Source organism: Streptomyces sp. CC53, from assembly GCF_001865245.1.
Taxonomy (GTDB): Bacteria; Actinomycetota; Actinomycetes; order Streptomycetales; family Streptomycetaceae; genus Streptomyces.
Genome location: NZ_MKXB01000189.1, coordinates 36,337 through 49,939, shown reverse-complemented (window position 1 = coordinate 49,939; position 13,603 = coordinate 36,337). Strand labels below are relative to the sequence as shown.

General features: G+C 68.8%; 21 protein-coding genes and 2 tRNA genes. 1 reads left to right on the top strand and 22 read right to left on the bottom strand.

Features of this window, described 5'->3' with window-relative positions:
• Positions 1 to 3: 3 nt before the first annotated feature.
• From BJP40_RS33715 to BJP40_RS33710, 16 genes are all read right to left on the bottom strand, one after another.
• Positions 4 to 231 carry a hypothetical protein gene (locus tag BJP40_RS33715; protein WP_143065998.1) on the bottom strand — a complete coding sequence of 76 codons (228 nt, stop codon included), beginning with the start codon at positions 229 to 231 and terminating at the stop codon, positions 4 to 6.
• 72 nt (positions 232 to 303) lie between these two features.
• Entirely contained in the window at positions 304 to 1,857 is a 1,554-nt protein-coding gene (locus tag BJP40_RS23665) for a TROVE domain-containing protein (protein ID WP_071282172.1), read from the bottom strand.
• Positions 1,858 to 2,082: 225 nt separating this feature from the next.
• Positions 2,083 to 2,147: transfer RNA gene (locus BJP40_RS34530), tRNA-OTHER, on the bottom strand.
• 138 nt (positions 2,148 to 2,285) lie between these two features.
• Positions 2,286 to 2,507 (bottom strand): hypothetical protein, encoded by a 222-nt coding sequence (locus tag BJP40_RS23660; protein WP_071282170.1) that lies wholly within the window; start codon positions 2,505 to 2,507, stop codon positions 2,286 to 2,288.
• Between the two features lie 10 nt (positions 2,508 to 2,517).
• Positions 2,518 to 3,231, bottom strand: a complete 714-nt coding sequence (locus BJP40_RS23655; RefSeq protein ID WP_071282169.1) for a hypothetical protein — start codon at positions 3,229 to 3,231, stop codon at positions 2,518 to 2,520.
• A gap of 31 nt (positions 3,232 to 3,262) precedes the next feature.
• Positions 3,263 to 4,063, bottom strand: coding sequence for a hypothetical protein (locus BJP40_RS23650; RefSeq protein ID WP_071282168.1), 801 nt, complete (start codon positions 4,061 to 4,063; stop codon positions 3,263 to 3,265).
• Entirely contained in the window at positions 4,060 to 4,248 is a 189-nt protein-coding gene (locus BJP40_RS23645) for a helix-turn-helix domain-containing protein (protein ID WP_071282167.1), read from the bottom strand. The genes BJP40_RS23650 and BJP40_RS23645 overlap by 4 nt, the downstream gene beginning before the upstream one ends.
• A gap of 565 nt (positions 4,249 to 4,813) precedes the next feature.
• A complete protein-coding gene (locus BJP40_RS36395; protein WP_218153233.1) occupies positions 4,814 to 5,320 on the bottom strand; it encodes an endonuclease VII domain-containing protein in 507 nt (168 codons plus the stop codon).
• Positions 5,313 to 5,573, bottom strand: coding sequence for a hypothetical protein (locus BJP40_RS23635; RefSeq protein ID WP_071282165.1), 261 nt, complete (start codon positions 5,571 to 5,573; stop codon positions 5,313 to 5,315). The genes BJP40_RS36395 and BJP40_RS23635 overlap by 8 nt, the downstream gene beginning before the upstream one ends.
• A gap of 1 nt (position 5,574) precedes the next feature.
• Positions 5,575 to 5,775, bottom strand: a complete 201-nt coding sequence (locus tag BJP40_RS23630; RefSeq protein WP_071282164.1) for a hypothetical protein — start codon at positions 5,773 to 5,775, stop codon at positions 5,575 to 5,577.
• Between the two features lie 130 nt (positions 5,776 to 5,905).
• On the bottom strand, positions 5,906 to 6,103 hold the full coding sequence (locus tag BJP40_RS23625) for a hypothetical protein (RefSeq protein ID WP_071282163.1): 198 nt from the start codon (positions 6,101 to 6,103) through the stop codon (positions 5,906 to 5,908).
• Positions 6,104 to 6,187: 84 nt separating this feature from the next.
• Positions 6,188 to 6,409: a hypothetical protein gene (locus tag BJP40_RS23620; protein ID WP_071282162.1), complete on the bottom strand. Its 222-nt coding sequence runs from the start codon at positions 6,407 to 6,409 to the stop codon at positions 6,188 to 6,190.
• Between the two features lie 6 nt (positions 6,410 to 6,415).
• Positions 6,416 to 6,586 carry a hypothetical protein gene (locus BJP40_RS34525; RefSeq protein WP_177204459.1) on the bottom strand — a complete coding sequence of 57 codons (171 nt, stop codon included), beginning with the start codon at positions 6,584 to 6,586 and terminating at the stop codon, positions 6,416 to 6,418.
• Positions 6,583 to 6,912: a hypothetical protein gene (locus tag BJP40_RS35005; RefSeq protein WP_071282161.1), complete on the bottom strand. Its 330-nt coding sequence runs from the start codon at positions 6,910 to 6,912 to the stop codon at positions 6,583 to 6,585. Before BJP40_RS35005 ends, BJP40_RS34525 begins: the two co-directional genes overlap by 4 nt.
• The gene (locus tag BJP40_RS34520; protein ID WP_177204458.1) at positions 6,909 to 7,652 is read right to left on the bottom strand and encodes a hypothetical protein; all 744 of its coding nucleotides are present in this window, start codon (positions 7,650 to 7,652) and stop codon (positions 6,909 to 6,911) included. The genes BJP40_RS35005 and BJP40_RS34520 overlap by 4 nt, the downstream gene beginning before the upstream one ends.
• A gap of 242 nt (positions 7,653 to 7,894) precedes the next feature.
• Entirely contained in the window at positions 7,895 to 8,083 is a 189-nt protein-coding gene (locus tag BJP40_RS33710) for a hypothetical protein (RefSeq protein WP_143065997.1), read from the bottom strand.
• 9 nt (positions 8,084 to 8,092) lie between these two features.
• Here BJP40_RS33710 and BJP40_RS35890 point away from each other — a divergent pair, with 9 nt between their 5' ends.
• Positions 8,093 to 8,221 (top strand): hypothetical protein, encoded by a 129-nt coding sequence (locus BJP40_RS35890; RefSeq protein WP_256220814.1) that lies wholly within the window; start codon positions 8,093 to 8,095, stop codon positions 8,219 to 8,221.
• A 28-nt stretch (positions 8,222 to 8,249) separates the two neighbouring features.
• On the opposite strand, the gene BJP40_RS23605 is transcribed toward BJP40_RS35890, so the two are convergent.
• From BJP40_RS23605 to BJP40_RS23580, 6 genes are all read right to left on the bottom strand, one after another.
• Positions 8,250 to 8,624 carry a hypothetical protein gene (locus BJP40_RS23605; protein ID WP_071282160.1) on the bottom strand — a complete coding sequence of 125 codons (375 nt, stop codon included), beginning with the start codon at positions 8,622 to 8,624 and terminating at the stop codon, positions 8,250 to 8,252.
• A 93-nt stretch (positions 8,625 to 8,717) separates the two neighbouring features.
• On the bottom strand, positions 8,718 to 9,734 hold the full coding sequence (locus tag BJP40_RS23600; protein WP_071282159.1) for a DUF932 domain-containing protein: 1,017 nt from the start codon (positions 9,732 to 9,734) through the stop codon (positions 8,718 to 8,720).
• Between the two features lie 237 nt (positions 9,735 to 9,971).
• Positions 9,972 to 10,046, bottom strand: a tRNA-Leu gene (locus BJP40_RS23595).
• A 483-nt stretch (positions 10,047 to 10,529) separates the two neighbouring features.
• The gene (locus BJP40_RS23590; protein ID WP_256220813.1) at positions 10,530 to 10,826 is read right to left on the bottom strand and encodes a hypothetical protein; all 297 of its coding nucleotides are present in this window, start codon (positions 10,824 to 10,826) and stop codon (positions 10,530 to 10,532) included.
• A gap of 359 nt (positions 10,827 to 11,185) precedes the next feature.
• Complete coding sequence (locus BJP40_RS23585; RefSeq protein ID WP_071265547.1) at positions 11,186 to 11,977, bottom strand: 3-hydroxybutyrate dehydrogenase; 792 nt, start codon at positions 11,975 to 11,977, stop codon at positions 11,186 to 11,188.
• Between the two features lie 112 nt (positions 11,978 to 12,089).
• Positions 12,090 to 13,526, bottom strand: a complete 1,437-nt coding sequence (locus BJP40_RS23580) for a tannase/feruloyl esterase family alpha/beta hydrolase (RefSeq protein WP_071282158.1) — start codon at positions 13,524 to 13,526, stop codon at positions 12,090 to 12,092.
• Between the last annotated feature and the right edge of the window lie 77 nt (positions 13,527 to 13,603).

The following is a 13,603-nucleotide window of genomic DNA, read 5'->3' as shown; positions in this document are numbered from 1 at the left end:
TGGTCACGACGACCCCCCATCGCCGCTGTCGCTCGCGTCCTCCTGATGAAGCAGCCAGTGGGCGAGGATGAGGACGTCGCGCGGGTCTACGTCGTATGACGACGGCCAGGACCGCTCGGTGAGCGCCTTGTGAGCCGTCTTCCAGATGTCCAGTCGCTCGGCCGCCGCCACCATCGGATCGCAGTCACGGCAGTGGCACTCGTGATGCGTCTTCTCGTATTCGTGAGGCATCCGCGACCCCTATTCGGTTATGAGAGGGGGTGGGGCGCCCAGCCACTAGCGCCCCACCCCGGTCTTTTGGTGTCACCCCACCCACGGCCAGTCGGCGTTACGCCCGGCCTCCAACAGCGGAATCATGCGGAACGCCGCATCCGACAGCCCACCGAACGTGTACCGGTTCCCGCTGCCCGAACGGCCGTGCCCCACCCGGTAGCCGGCGAGGTTCCAGGTGTACAGCGGCACGCTGTCCGGCAGAACGTCATCGACACTGCCGTAGTAGGAGGGGTACGCCTGCTCGTCGGTGACGATGACGACACGGTCATGGCCCTGGAAGTGCTGCCGCACCGCCTCGACGGTGTTCGTGCCGCCCATGTTCCTGTATCGCTCGATCGCCTTCAGCACCGATATCCCGCGCGGCAGGGTGATCTCCTCGCTGAGGCTGCCGTACTGGACGAGCGTCGCGTTCTCGGCCCGCACCGCCACCGCAGTACCGAACACCGCGGCCGTGTCAGCGAAGGTGAGCTGCGACTGCTTCGACTGCGCCCAGAACATCGAAGCCGACCGGTCGACCAGGACGAGAGTCCGGCCGCGAAGCCGGGGCACATTCGCCAGCGACAGGTTCAACGCCTTCTCCAACGCCCACGACCAGCGCAGCGAAGGCGCCGCACGGTACGCCGACAAGAACCGCATCGGAAACTGCTGCGACCGCTCCACCTCGCCCGGGTCACCGATGCGCGCAGCGACCCCGGCGGCGACCGTGTCACTGACGCCGGCCTCGTCGAAGTTCCGCAGGTTCCGCAGCAGCGCCATGTACCCCATCGACGGGATCATGGCCTCCCACAGGGCGGCCTTGTCGACCTTCGAGCCGACCGCGGACAGGGCGTCCTCCCACGTCATACCCGCCTGGGCGAGGTGAGTGGCATTGAGGGCGATCTCCGGCTCCTCGCCGGCCTTGTCGCGGAGCCAGGCGTTGTGCCGGATCATCTCCAGCGACTCGGGCGGCGGATCCTCCCGCTTGTGGCGGCGGTCGATGGCGTACCGGAACAGATCGCTCTGCCACGGCGCCTTCGGTGTCGGGTGGACGAGCTCGATGACGTCGGCGAAGCGGTAGGCGTGGGACGCGGTGTCGTACTTCAGCAGCGATCGTTCTCCGTACAGACGCTGGACGGCGTCGGCGAGGCCGCGCTTCACCGGCATCGGCAGGGCCCGCCCGTACCGGGAGTGCCAGTAGGCGAGGAGTTCGCCGGGCTCGTCAGGCCGCTTGCACACCATGTCGATGATCTGCCGGTTGTCGCCGTGGATGCCCTTGTCGAGACGCGCCTTGACGTACTCGGCCGCTCCGATCAGGGAGGCGGTGCGCATGCCGGCGCTGCTACGGAGCCAGGTCAGCAGCGACACGGTCCAGTCGGGGTCGGTGACGGCGAGGTGGCGGATGAGCTGCTGGTATCGGTTGTCCCGCTCGCCGCCGGTCTCGTAGAAGGCGTCCTGGCTGACGAGGTTTGCTACGGCGAGGAGGAACAGCTCGGACTTTTCGTCGCGGTGGTAGCCGCTGCCGCCCTCGTGGGTGAGGGCCTGGGTGGTGGTTGTGATCGGGGACTGTCCGGCGGCCTTGGCGCCACGGTGGTTGAATCGGGACATGCGGGGGTTCCTTTACGGGCAGGGGCGCAGCAGAAAGGGCGCCCGACGGGGGGCGCCCTTGAGAAGAGGGGGGTCGCGAGAACAGGTGCGGCTTGCCGGGGATATTTCACCCAAAGAAGTACCCGGCTGCCTTCGCAGCGCGAACCAGAAGAGGTTGATGCCAGAGAACCAGGGCGGCGACGGTAACGTAAGTGCTCTACCAACTGAGCTACGCCAACCAGGGGCTGGCGACGGGACTCGAACCCGCGACCACTCCATTAACAGTGGAAGTAACCGTCTCCTGCGCAACTGGCATCAAAGCCATGCGCAACCAGGGAACAAGATCGGCAACGGTACGGTTTCATCTTCAGCAAAATGAAGTAACCGGCACCTTCGCAACTGGTTGCGATGTCCAAGAATGCCCCATTCGGTCGGGGCTGTCAAGGGGGCTATTCGTCGCCGTCCACGAAGCCGAGCTCACCGAGCTCGTCCGAGAGGGCGTCGTACGCCGCCCTCTCCTCCGCCTCCGCATCATGCAGGGCCGCGGCCAGCACCTGCACCTTCTCGTACGCGGCCCGCGCCTTGTCCGCCTTCGCCCGCGCCTTCCGGTAGCGGCTCAGCGGGTCCGGCTTGCGGACCCGGCGCTGGGTGGCGGTCGTCTCGTCGGTCATCGCGGGTCTCCTACTTGAACGGGTTGTCGGGATAGACGGCCGCTATCTGCTTCGCGGTCGCCGCGTCGAGCGTGGCGGCGTTGCCGATGCCCTTGCCCACCAAGAAGGCGACGAGCTCTGGGTCAACAGCAGGCGCAGCCGTCGCAGGGGCAGGCGCCGTCACAGCGGACGGGGGCGCAGGAGGGGCAGCCGCCGGAGGAGGGCTGACGTTCATCCCCGCCCACGGATCCGGGCCGGAGTCCATCAGGCCCTGCTGCGGCGGCTCGTACTTCGCTTCGTAGTTCTTCGCCGGGTAGCCGCGGCCCTGCTGGCACTGCGGCCCGCAGCCGTACTCGGGCTTCGTACGATGCGGCTGGCTGTGATCGTTGCTGGTGTACGTCAGGGTCAGCCGCCCGCCCCGCTCCATGCGCTTGACGCCGGCCGCCTTCACGGCGTTCACCACCGCGGCCTTCGAGCGGAACTTCAGATACACCGAGCGCATGCCGTCGTCGTCCGGCGCCTCACGCAGCTCGGTCTGGAGGTCGACGCGCCACTGCCACTTCGGATTGCCGTCCGGCCAGGTCAGCAGATCGCCGGTATCGAAGTCGCGCTGCTGCATCTTCACCGGGTTGTCCACCGACACAATGCCGGTCACGGAGATCGGCGGAGTCCCGTCGAACGAGAACGACTTGCCGCCTTCCTCCATGAAATCGGCTTCGTAGCCGGGCTGGTTGGGGGTTGCCATGCGGGGTTCCTCTGTTCTGTTGGGTGTTCGGTTATGACTGATGGCCGTTGCAGCCGCTCTTCGTCTTGGTGTGCCAGCTACAGAATTTGCAGTCATCGGCCGTGGGGAAAGCGAGAGCGAGGAGCCGCTTGTTGGCTTCGCCCCTCCCGTTCCCGACGGTGCCAATCTGCTCCGCGATCCGGTCGACTCGCGCCAGGGCGTCGAGCGCCACCTGCTCCGAGTACGGCTCCGCCCAGACGTATAGCGAGTTCAGCGACTGAGCTTCGGCGGGCATCCCGATGATCGCCACGTGCTCGATGCGTTCACCGGCCCGCGTCGCCCCGAGCCCGTAGCAGTGGGCCTGAATCCGGTAGCGGGGCGGCGGCCCGTCGAGGCGGAGCTTGGAAAGGCTGGACGATCCGAGGAGCTTCCAGTCCCCGACCATCAGCAGCGTCCGGTCGAGCCAGTCCAGCGTGCCGCCGGGCACACGCTCGGAGGGTAGCGCGACTCGCATCTCCGTGGCGTACCGGCCGGAGTTGGCGTTCGCCCAGTCGATCATTTCCGCCAGGCCGCGATGGATCTGGGTACCCTTCCAGGACGCCCAGTTGTCGCCGCCCGGATTGACGGCCGGCATACCCATGAGCGACATCGCGAGCCGCCGGTCGCAGGGGGTGCCGATCTCAGAAGGCCCCAGATGCTTCTGCTGGGACCGGTCTAGTCGGTTGGTGTACTGGAAGAACAACTCGCGGATCCGCCCCGCGAGCTCGGCGGCGAAGCCCTCCATCGGCTCCGACTTGCGGCGGGGCGGCGGGGTGTCGTCCCGGTAGAAGTCGTCCGGATCGTCAGGGGTCATGTCGCGTCTCCGTTCATCTCGCCCCACAGCCGCATCACTTCTTCCCGGAAGTAACGCCGGTGACCGCCAAGGGTCTGGACGCTGCGAAGCTTCCCCGCCGCAGACCAGCGCATAATCGTCCTCGTGTCGACACCAAAGAGCCGAGCCGCCTCCGCAGGCCGCATGAACTTGTCCTCGTTCGCCACGCGTTACCTCCTCTCGGCGGGGCCGAACATCAACAGCATGCGGTCCAGGAGATCCCCGGTCCCTTTCGGCACGTACGCTGACGGGAAGGTCAGCGGGGTTTCCACCGCATAGCGTCCACTACCGGCGTCTGCCCATGCGAACATGTCAGCCAGTCCAGCGTGAATGCAGGTCCCGACAAACCAGGCCCATCCGTCTCCACCCGGATTGACCCTCGGCATCCGCATGAGTGACATCGCCAGTCGACGGTCACACGGTGACCCGATCTCGGAAGGCCCAAGTGCGGTCTGCTGGGAACGCTCTTGCCGGTTGACGTACCCATGAAACATCTCCTTGAGCCGCGCCGTTACTTCCTTGCCGAGGTCGGTCATCGGCAAGGCCGCGGGCCGCCCTTCTGGGCCTGCCGGACGGGAGAACATGTCGACGGCGACAGGAGCGGGGTGGGAGAAGGTAACGCCGACGTTAGTATCTTCGCCGGTAGTGTCCGGGACGACTGTCCCGGAGGCGTCGCAGTAATCGCGGCTGTCACCGTGCCCACCGTGGTCGGGCTTCTTGTGCTGTCGGTACCTACCCGTCTGGGTCGGTTTCGTCGGCTTGTCGCAGACGTGGCATCGCATCGGGTTCCTTGTTCTGTTGTCTGTTCAGTTGTTGGTAGGGCGGATCGTTCAGGTAGGCGATGCACCGCTGGAAGAAGGCGGGGTCGTCTCGGGCGTGACCAAGAAGTGAGTTGCATGGGCGACAGCACAAACCTCGCACAGCCCCTGTTGCGTGATCATGGTCCACAGATAGACGTCTGCTAGCACCAGTTGCTCTGCGGCACAGCGCACACAAACCGCCTTGGAAACGGTATAGGTCTGCATACTCGCCCTCCTTCAGCCCGTAGACCCCCTGGACGTGTTTCTCGTGGGCGGCCAGGCGGCGGCGCTTCAGCTCCTCCCGCCAGTGCGTAGCGCAACGAGGACCGGGATTCAGGGCGGGGCGCGTGAGCCGCGGCGGCGCCTCCGTTCGCGTCCCCGCATGATAGGCGTCGAATTCCGCCAAACAATCCTTGCAGCACTTGGAGAAATCAGTCACGAAACGGCTCACTCTCCGTCCCCCGCTCGTACACGACCCCACGCCACAGGCAGGTGATGACGATTCGCTCGGCAGGGGCGACGACGAGGGCGATCCGCCCAGCCGCCCAGACCTCGCAGTTGTCCGGATATCCAGATCCGCTCGGCTGCGTCACAGCCGGGTCGGCAAGGGTTCGCCGGATCTCGTCGGGGTCGAGGGCCATGTCGAGGGCCCGGTCCACGGCATGCGTGGACAGCTTCCAGCCGTCGACCACGTCACAGCTCCTCTACCTCTGCTACCTCCCAGCCGGTGAAGACCTCGCGGTCGCCCTTGCGGATGGTGAGCTTTCCGGTGTCCGTCCAGGCAAAGCGGCGCAGGTCGGCTATACCGCGGGCGGCGACGAGCAGCGCCCACCGCCGGATCTCCTCGTACCGGCCCACCCGTATCGGGTGGCCGTGAAACAGCGCAACGGTCACGGCTCCTCCTCGGGGCCACGGCAGCAGCGGCAGGGGCCGTCTCCCCAATCATCCAAAGTCTCGACGTCGACTTGGCACGGGCAGTAACGGCGGTGCAGAGCCTCCAGCACTCTTGCGATCAGGGCCCTCATCAGAACACCTCCAGGATGGTTACGAGGGCCAGCGCCAGGCCGGCCCCGGCGGTGGCCGCCGCCAGCAGCAGCAGTGCGGCGATCAGCACCGCCAGCACCGCCGCCGCCGTACGGCTGATCCAGGCCGCTACCGGTCCGGCGGTCATCTCCTTCTCCAGACGCTGCGAGAGTCGGATGAATTCGTCGTCGCCGTTCATGCGGGCACCGGTTCTGCCGGGGCCTCGACCGGGGCCTCTTCGGGGAAGGGCTCGAATTCGACCTCTTCCTGTTCCTCACCGATGTCAGCCATGATCGCTCCCCTTCCCGTGATGCTCGTTGTAGTAGGGATCGCGGCCCGTGCAGATGCGGTTCAGATTCCATATGGACCATGCCAGCAGGACCGCCCAGAAGATCGTGAGGAGGGTGTTGCCTGCGACGATGTTGGCGGCCATGAATGCGAGGGCAACCGCCAGCAGGAAGAACTGGTAGCCCTTCGAGCTGAAGATGCGGTGAAAGCGTTCCATGCGGCGCTACTCCTCCTGGTCGTTGCGGGTGGCCGTTCGTTCCGCCTGAATCTGTTCGCGGCGCTGGCGTTGCCGGGCGCGTCGCTGCCGGTCTTGGCGTTCGGCGTCGGCGGCGTTGGCGTGGTCGGGGATGCGGCCACGGACGGGCTTTTGCCGGTACACGTGCGTGGGGATCACGGCACACCTCTGATCTGGTCGGGGTTGCCGGCGACGACAATCCACCCTTGGTCGGTCATGGCTGGGAAGTTTTGTCGCCAGTGGTGTGCGCAGTAGTCGAGGGTTCTCGTCTCGCGGACGCCGTGGCCCATGTCGGTCCATCTGCGTACCCGGTAGGTGGCGGTGACGCCGCACTGGTCGCACCGGTCGGCAGCCGTGAGTTTCTCCATCGTGGCGGCGCCCTTTCCGGCTGGGTGACGGCGACGAGCCTCTTCAACGGCTTCGGCCAGGAGGGGCACGAGGTCGCCGTCGGGGTTCTGGGGCGACCAGGGGGCACTGGCAGTCATGCCGGCACCTCCCCCAGTACCGACGCCCACGGCCCATAGAGGGCGTTGAAGTGTTCTTCCGAGATGAGGTCCCGAGCAACAAGCGCCCTGGCGGCAATCCCGGCGACATCCCGGGCGGCATCCCGGGCGGCAATCCCGGCGACATCCCGGGCGGCATCCCCGGCGGCATCCCGGGCGGCAGCCCTGGCGGCATCCCCGGCGGCAGCCCAGGCGACATCCCAGGCGGCAGCCCTGGCGGCATCCCCGGCGGCAACCCCGGCGGCAACCCCGGCGGCATCCCGGGCGGCATCCCAGGCGGCAGCCCGGGATGCCGCCCAGGCGGCATCCCGGGCGGCATCCCGGGCGGCCTGAAGCTGTTCTGCTTCTTCCCGGGTGAGGCGGGATGCACGTTCGATCAGTGCCGCCACGGCTTCACCGTTCGGACCCAGAGCCTGCCAGGCCGGTACCTCACCCAGGACACGAAGGGAACGAAAACCGTGCTTGTGGCCCTCTTGCGCGACCGGGCGGCCTGTGCCCTCAAACAGCCTGCACGGCCACTCCCCGCCGATGAGGGTTTCCGAAGGGGCGTCGGAGGCGTGGTAGACAGTGTCCGAGCAGCACGCAAACTGTATGGCCCCATACTCGTCCGTGGCGGGCTTGCGCTTCACGGGCTTACCGGATGCGAGAGCGCCCGCGTAGTCGACGGTTCCGGAAAAGAAATCGAAACCATCAGTGCGAGTCGCCTTGTAGTAGATCTTCATGACGGGTCTCCAGGAGGGATGGGGAAATGGGTGGGGGATGTGGCCCGGCGCCCGCCCCATCCCAAAAGGCGGGCGCCGGGTTGCCGCTGCGACCCCCACAGGTAGCGGGCGGGGGGAGCGGCATGGCCCCTTCCCGCACGCGCCGCCGTCACAGGGCGCGGGGAAGGGGGGTCAGTCGGGGCGCCCCCCGTCGTTCTCAGCGACGGGGGGCTTTCCCAGCACCGGGGGCATGACCCCCGGAGTCAGCGGCGGACGCAGTTACCGTCGATCCATTCGAAACCGGCGGCGATGCACTGCCGTGCCGTCTCGTTGGTGGCCTGCTCAGACAGGATGAACACGATGAAGAGACCACCGAAAAATATCGCGATGAATAGTACGATCGCCACAATGTCCCAGTCCTCAAACCGGCCCATCACGTCACGTGCTTCCACGACTGGTGCTTGAGGATCGCGGACATCGACGGGCTACTGATCCCGTACTTCACCGCCAGGCCGGCAATCGTCCACCTGCCGGTCGCATACGACTTCCGGGCCTGCCGCACCTTCGCCGTCGTCATCTTCGACGCGTGATGCCTAGCACCGAGATTCCTGGGATGGCTCATGACACGTCTTCCTTGACCTGTTCGCGGGCGGGGGTGGTTTCGGGGGCGGGGAAGCGGGCAGGTTTGGCGGGCTGCGTCCAGTCGACCATGTCGGCGTGCCCGCCGTGGTCGAATTCGCGGGCCAGGGCAGCGCTGGCGTCAGGGATGGGAATTCCGTAGCCCCAGCCCGGCCCCACAGTCCACCTTGCACCGCCGGGCAGGGGGATCTTCGCGTTCAGATAGTTCGCAAGAAGGCAGTGTTCCGGGTCGCCGGGAACACCCGTGACACCCATCTCCTTCAGTCGCTCTTCGGGATGGTCGCCCAGCTCTTCAAGGGCCCGCCGAACCTTGTATTCGGGCGTCCTCTTGGGCCAGGGATGGAAGTTACTCATAGCGGGTTTCCTCATTCTCATGTTCGTCTGCCATCGGGGTAGAGAAAGGGCTGCGCTCCTCGCTAGAAGCGCAGCCCCACAGTCCGGTGTCTCTTACGCCGCCAGGGCCAGGATTCGGTGCACCACCTCAGCGTCGGCGGTCTCGATCTCGCCGCTGACGGTGCGCATCATGTTGCGCTCGGCACGGGCCGCACCCTTGCGGACAGCCCTTTCGTGATGCTCGTAGGTGTTGAACGCCTGCCACGCGCCCATAGCCGTGCCATTCCACGGCGCCACACGGTCATCTTCACGCCACATGCGCCAGAGAGCGTCCCGCTTCTTCTCAGCCAGAGCGACCGCCCGCTTCTTACCGGCGCCGTCCGGGCCGCCCTGCGGCATCGGAACCGACAGGTTCACCACACGCTCGAACGTCCGGTCGTCGACCTTGACGGAGGACAGCGACGCCACCTGGGCAGAGAACTCCTCGGCGATACCGTGCACGATCCCCAACGCGTCCCGGGCGTCGCCGAGACGGGAGAGGCTCTTGGCCGAGTGCCGAACCCGAAAGACCTGGCCCTGCTCACGGTCCAGCGCGGCCCGCATCGTGTTGTCGCACACGACGTTCGTCACAACACGCTTGTACGTCGTCGCCACGGTGCCGTCGAACGACGTCGCCGCCAGAAGGAAGGGTCGGAACACGACACCCTCGGGCGTGATGATGTTGTCGGGAACCTCGACCGACACCCAGGCGACAGCGCCCTCGCGGAGGAGGCCGGCGGACCCGATCTGAAGATCGTCGTCGATGATGTTGGCGACATTGTCGAGGAGCCACTCCCCGTACTGGTGGGGCTGGTAGCCGGCACGGAAGATGCCCAGGACGGCGCCGGTGTCGCTGCGGACGATGGCCTTGCGGCCGGGGATGAGCATCGCGCCTTCACCGACCTCGGCCTTGACGTACAGCTCCTTCTCCTGGGCTGTCCAGTGGAAGAGGCGGTGGTGCACGTCCTCGACCGGGATCGGGCCGGGGTAGTGGTTCTGGTCGCCCTCGCGGTAGTGCCATGCGTTGCCGCGCTTCTCCGTGAAGCCGACGAGGACGTTGCGGGACAGCCAGTTGCGGGTTTCCTTCGACATGACGAATCACTTCTTGGGATGGGGATTGGGATGGAAGAGCCCCCGCCCGGAGTCGTGGGCGGGGGTTCGGGGGAGTCGCACCCTCCGTACGACTCGCGAACTCGTGCGGGGCGGTGCTTGCGCTCGCTGTTGCCGGGGTGTGCGACGGTCTCGGGTAGTCCGGCCCCCGCTTGGGGCTCCAGGCCGTCGGGCATCCCGGCCCTCCGGGCTCCTCCCGGTCGGGACCACGTGCGCCGGTACCCCTGAGCGGACTCGAACCGCCAGTCTCCCGATCTTGAATCGGGCGCCTTTGCCAGATTTGGCCACAGGGGCATATTGCGTACAAATCGGGCCTGACAAGCCCGATAGACCCCCCGGACGCCTCTCGGAAGGGCTGCTAGGATGCCTGCGTCATCGCAGGTCAGACCCCACAAGGAAGAAGTCGTACCACTCGATGGTGGTGCCGATGAGACTCGCGGCGACGATACGGCGGATGCTGTTCGGTGTTGGCGGAGCGGTCGCGGGGGCGGACATCGGCACCACTTCCTGACGTGGGACGGGGACGGTTACGTGTCGCCACACCGTAGGAACGCGCAGGTCAGTGGCGTATGTGGTGGGACACCATAGTTCTCGGTGCCGAAGTGCGGGCGGCCACCATGCGGGCGCGGGAGCACGGTCCGCGGGACGTGGCGGTGCCGGGACGTCGACTTCCGGAGGAGCCGCGACCACGGGCGGGGGCGGCCACGCGTCGAGCGCCGCGCAGCGGGCGGACGACGCGGCCTCGTCCGGTGGCGACGACGACCGGGCACGCCGGCATCAGCTCACGGACGCTCCCGGGGCCGGCACCACTCCGGCGGCCGCGAGGAAGGCTTCGAGGCTGATGGCCCCGCCGCCCGTGCCGTCGTGCCACTCGACCAGGAGCGCCGAGAGGCCCTGGTTCCAGGAGTCCTGCGTGTCGACGTCAGGGCCGGGATGCCGCTCGACGCGCCCCTCGCCGTGCCGGTACCAGAGCAACAGGTACTGCCCTTCCGCCGTCCAGGCGTCCCACTGGGAAGGAAAGGCGGCACACGTCTGCACGACCTTGACCAGCGTCAGACCCTCGGCTCCGTTCACCGGGTGATGGTCCCGCGCCGATGGAGTGCCGGCAATCGGATTCAGTCCGGTGCCGCACGGGACGCACGCCAGGACGTGGGACGCCGGGCAGGCCGGTGGTGGCCGCGACACGGCGAAGGGCGTCCGTCGGCTCGTGCGGTGACGGCAGGCCTGGACGCCCTTCGACTCAACGCTCGCACGGCCTCCGGGAGGCAGCGGTGCGCCCAGGGCGCGTGGAGGGCCGGGAGGCGTCCGCACAGGGGTCCGGCCGGTGGCGGCCGGTGCGGACAGGCCGCCGCGCGTCCCCGGCGCGGGTCGGCTCTCGACGCCGGCGACGGCAGCGCAGCCGGCCACGACCGTCAACGCCAGGGACGCGGAGCTCAGTTGGCGGTCCAGCCGCCGTCCAGGGGCAGGGAGGTGCCGGTGATACCCGCGGCGTGGGGGCCGCACAGCCACAGGACCGCGGCGGCCACCTCCTCCGGTTCCAGGAGGCGCTTGGCGGGCGACCGGGCCAGCATGACGCCCGCCAGCACGTCCCCCTCGCTGATGCCGTGGGCGGCGGCCTGGTCCCGGACCTGGCCCTCGACGAGGGGCGTGCGGACGTAGCCGGGATTGACGCAGTTGCTGGTGACGCCGTGCGGGGCGCCTTCGATCGCGGCGACCTTGCTCAGCCCCTCCAGGGCGTGCTTCGCGGCGACGTAGGCGGACTTGTAGGCGCTGGCGCGCAGTCCGTGAACGCTGGAGACGTTGACGATCCGCCCCCACCCGCGGGCGTACATGTGCGGCAGGGTCCGGCGCATCAGCAGGAACGGCGCCGTGACCATCACCTTCTGGATCAGCTCGAAGCGCTCCGGCGGGAACGCGGTCAGCGGGGCCACGTGTTGCAGCCCCGCGTTGTTGACCAGGATGTCCACCTCGGCCGGGAGCCGGTCGACCGCCTCCGCGTCGGCGAGGTCGGCGACGCGGGCCTCGGCACCGGCGAGCGCCGCGACGGCACCGGCCGCCGCGGCGTCCCGGTCCACCACCTGCACGGCGGCCCCCGCCTGGGCCAGGGCCAGCACGCAGGCCCGGCCTATGCCGCTGCCGCCGCCGGTCACCAGAGCCGTGCGCCCGCTCAGGTCGACCGGGGCGGCGGGCGGCAGCGCGGCGGCGGGGGGAGATGAGTTCGTCATGGCCCGAGACACTAGGCAGCGCCCCGGCCCCGTCACATGGGGGCGGCACCCACAAACCGGCGCCCCGGCGTGGCCTCCGCCCCCATGACCGCGGCCGTGGCCGCCGGGCGGGTCAGGGGCGCGGCGCCGGGCCCGCCGCCAGGGAGCAGGTGTGCACGAGGCTGCCGGGCGGTACGCGGCCGGGCAGGGCCACGGTTGCGGAGGCGGGGGGCCGGGGGCCGCCCCGCAGCCAGCCTTCCAAGGCCCTGAAGGCCGAGCGGTGGCAGGGCGTGAGCGGACGCAGCCGGTCGGGGAACACGTCGACGAGGGCGTCGGCATGCGTGCCGCCCTCGATCCGGTAGTAGCGGTGCAGGTGCCCGCGGCCGGCCTCCCGCACCATGCGGGCGTAGACGTCGGAGTCGCGGCTGACGGGGAGCAGCACGTCGAGGGTGCCGTGCAGGGTCATCAGCGGCCTGCCGATCCGCCCGGTGAGCGCGATCTTCTGCACGGCCCGCCGGACCTCGTCGGGCCGTGCCGCGTAGTCGTAGTCGGCGTCGCAGGCGGGTGTCCCCGGCGCGCAGTACGGGGTGCCGGCCTCGGTCGCCCCGTCGAAGCCGGGGTCGAGTTCCTCGCGGTAGACGCGCTGGGTCAGGTCCCAGTAGACCTGGTGGTGGAAGGGCCACAGGAACTCCGAGCCGGCCGGGTACCCGGCGGCGTGCAGGGCCCGACGGGCGCGTTCCGCGCCGTCGCCCCCGGCCGCGTACACGGGATACTCGCGCAGGGCCGTCGGCAGGAAGTCCAGCAGGGTGGGCCCGTCGGCCCGCCACAGGGTGCCCTCCCAGTCGACGCCGCCGTCGTACAGCTCGGGGTGGTTCTCCAGTTGCCAGCGCACGAGGTACCCGCCGTTGGAGATCCCCGTGACCAGGGTGCGGGCGGGCGGCCGGTGGTAGTGCTGGGCGACGGTGGCGCGGGCGGCGCGGGTCAGCTGGGTGAGGCGGTGGTTCCACTCGGCGATGGCGTCGCCGGGGCTCCTGCCGTCCCGGTGGAAGGCCAGGCCGGTGTTGCCCTTGTCGGTGGCGGCGTAGGCGTAGCCGCGGGCGAGGACCCAGTCGGCGATGGCGCGGTCGTTGGCGTACTGCTCGCGGTTGCCGGGGGTGCCCGCCACCACCAGGCCCCCGTTCCACCGGGCCGGCAGGCGGATCACGAACTGGGCGTCGTGGTTCCAGCCGTGGGTGGTGTTGGTGGTGGAGGTGTCCGGGAAGTAGCCGTCGAGCTGGACACCCGGCACTCCGCTGGGTACGGCCAGGCCCTCGGGGGTCAGCCCGGCCCAGTCCGCGGGATCGGTGTGCCCCGAGGCGACCGTGCCCGCCGTGGTCAACTCGGCCAGGCAGGACACCTGCTGGTGCTCGGCGCCCGGGACCCGCAGCCGGGCCGTGTGCGTGCAGTGGTCGGCGGGACGGGGCGGGACGGCCGTGGCCGTGGAGGGTGTGAGGGCGAGGGCGGCGAGGGCGAGGGCCGCCGCGAGGCCCCGTCTGCGCGGTCGCCGCGGGCGGGGGGAGGTGGAGCGCATGCGTGTGCCTCCGGAAGGGGAGCGTGAACGGGGACCCGCGGAGGCTATGCCGCCCGGTCCGCCCCGACCCATGGGTC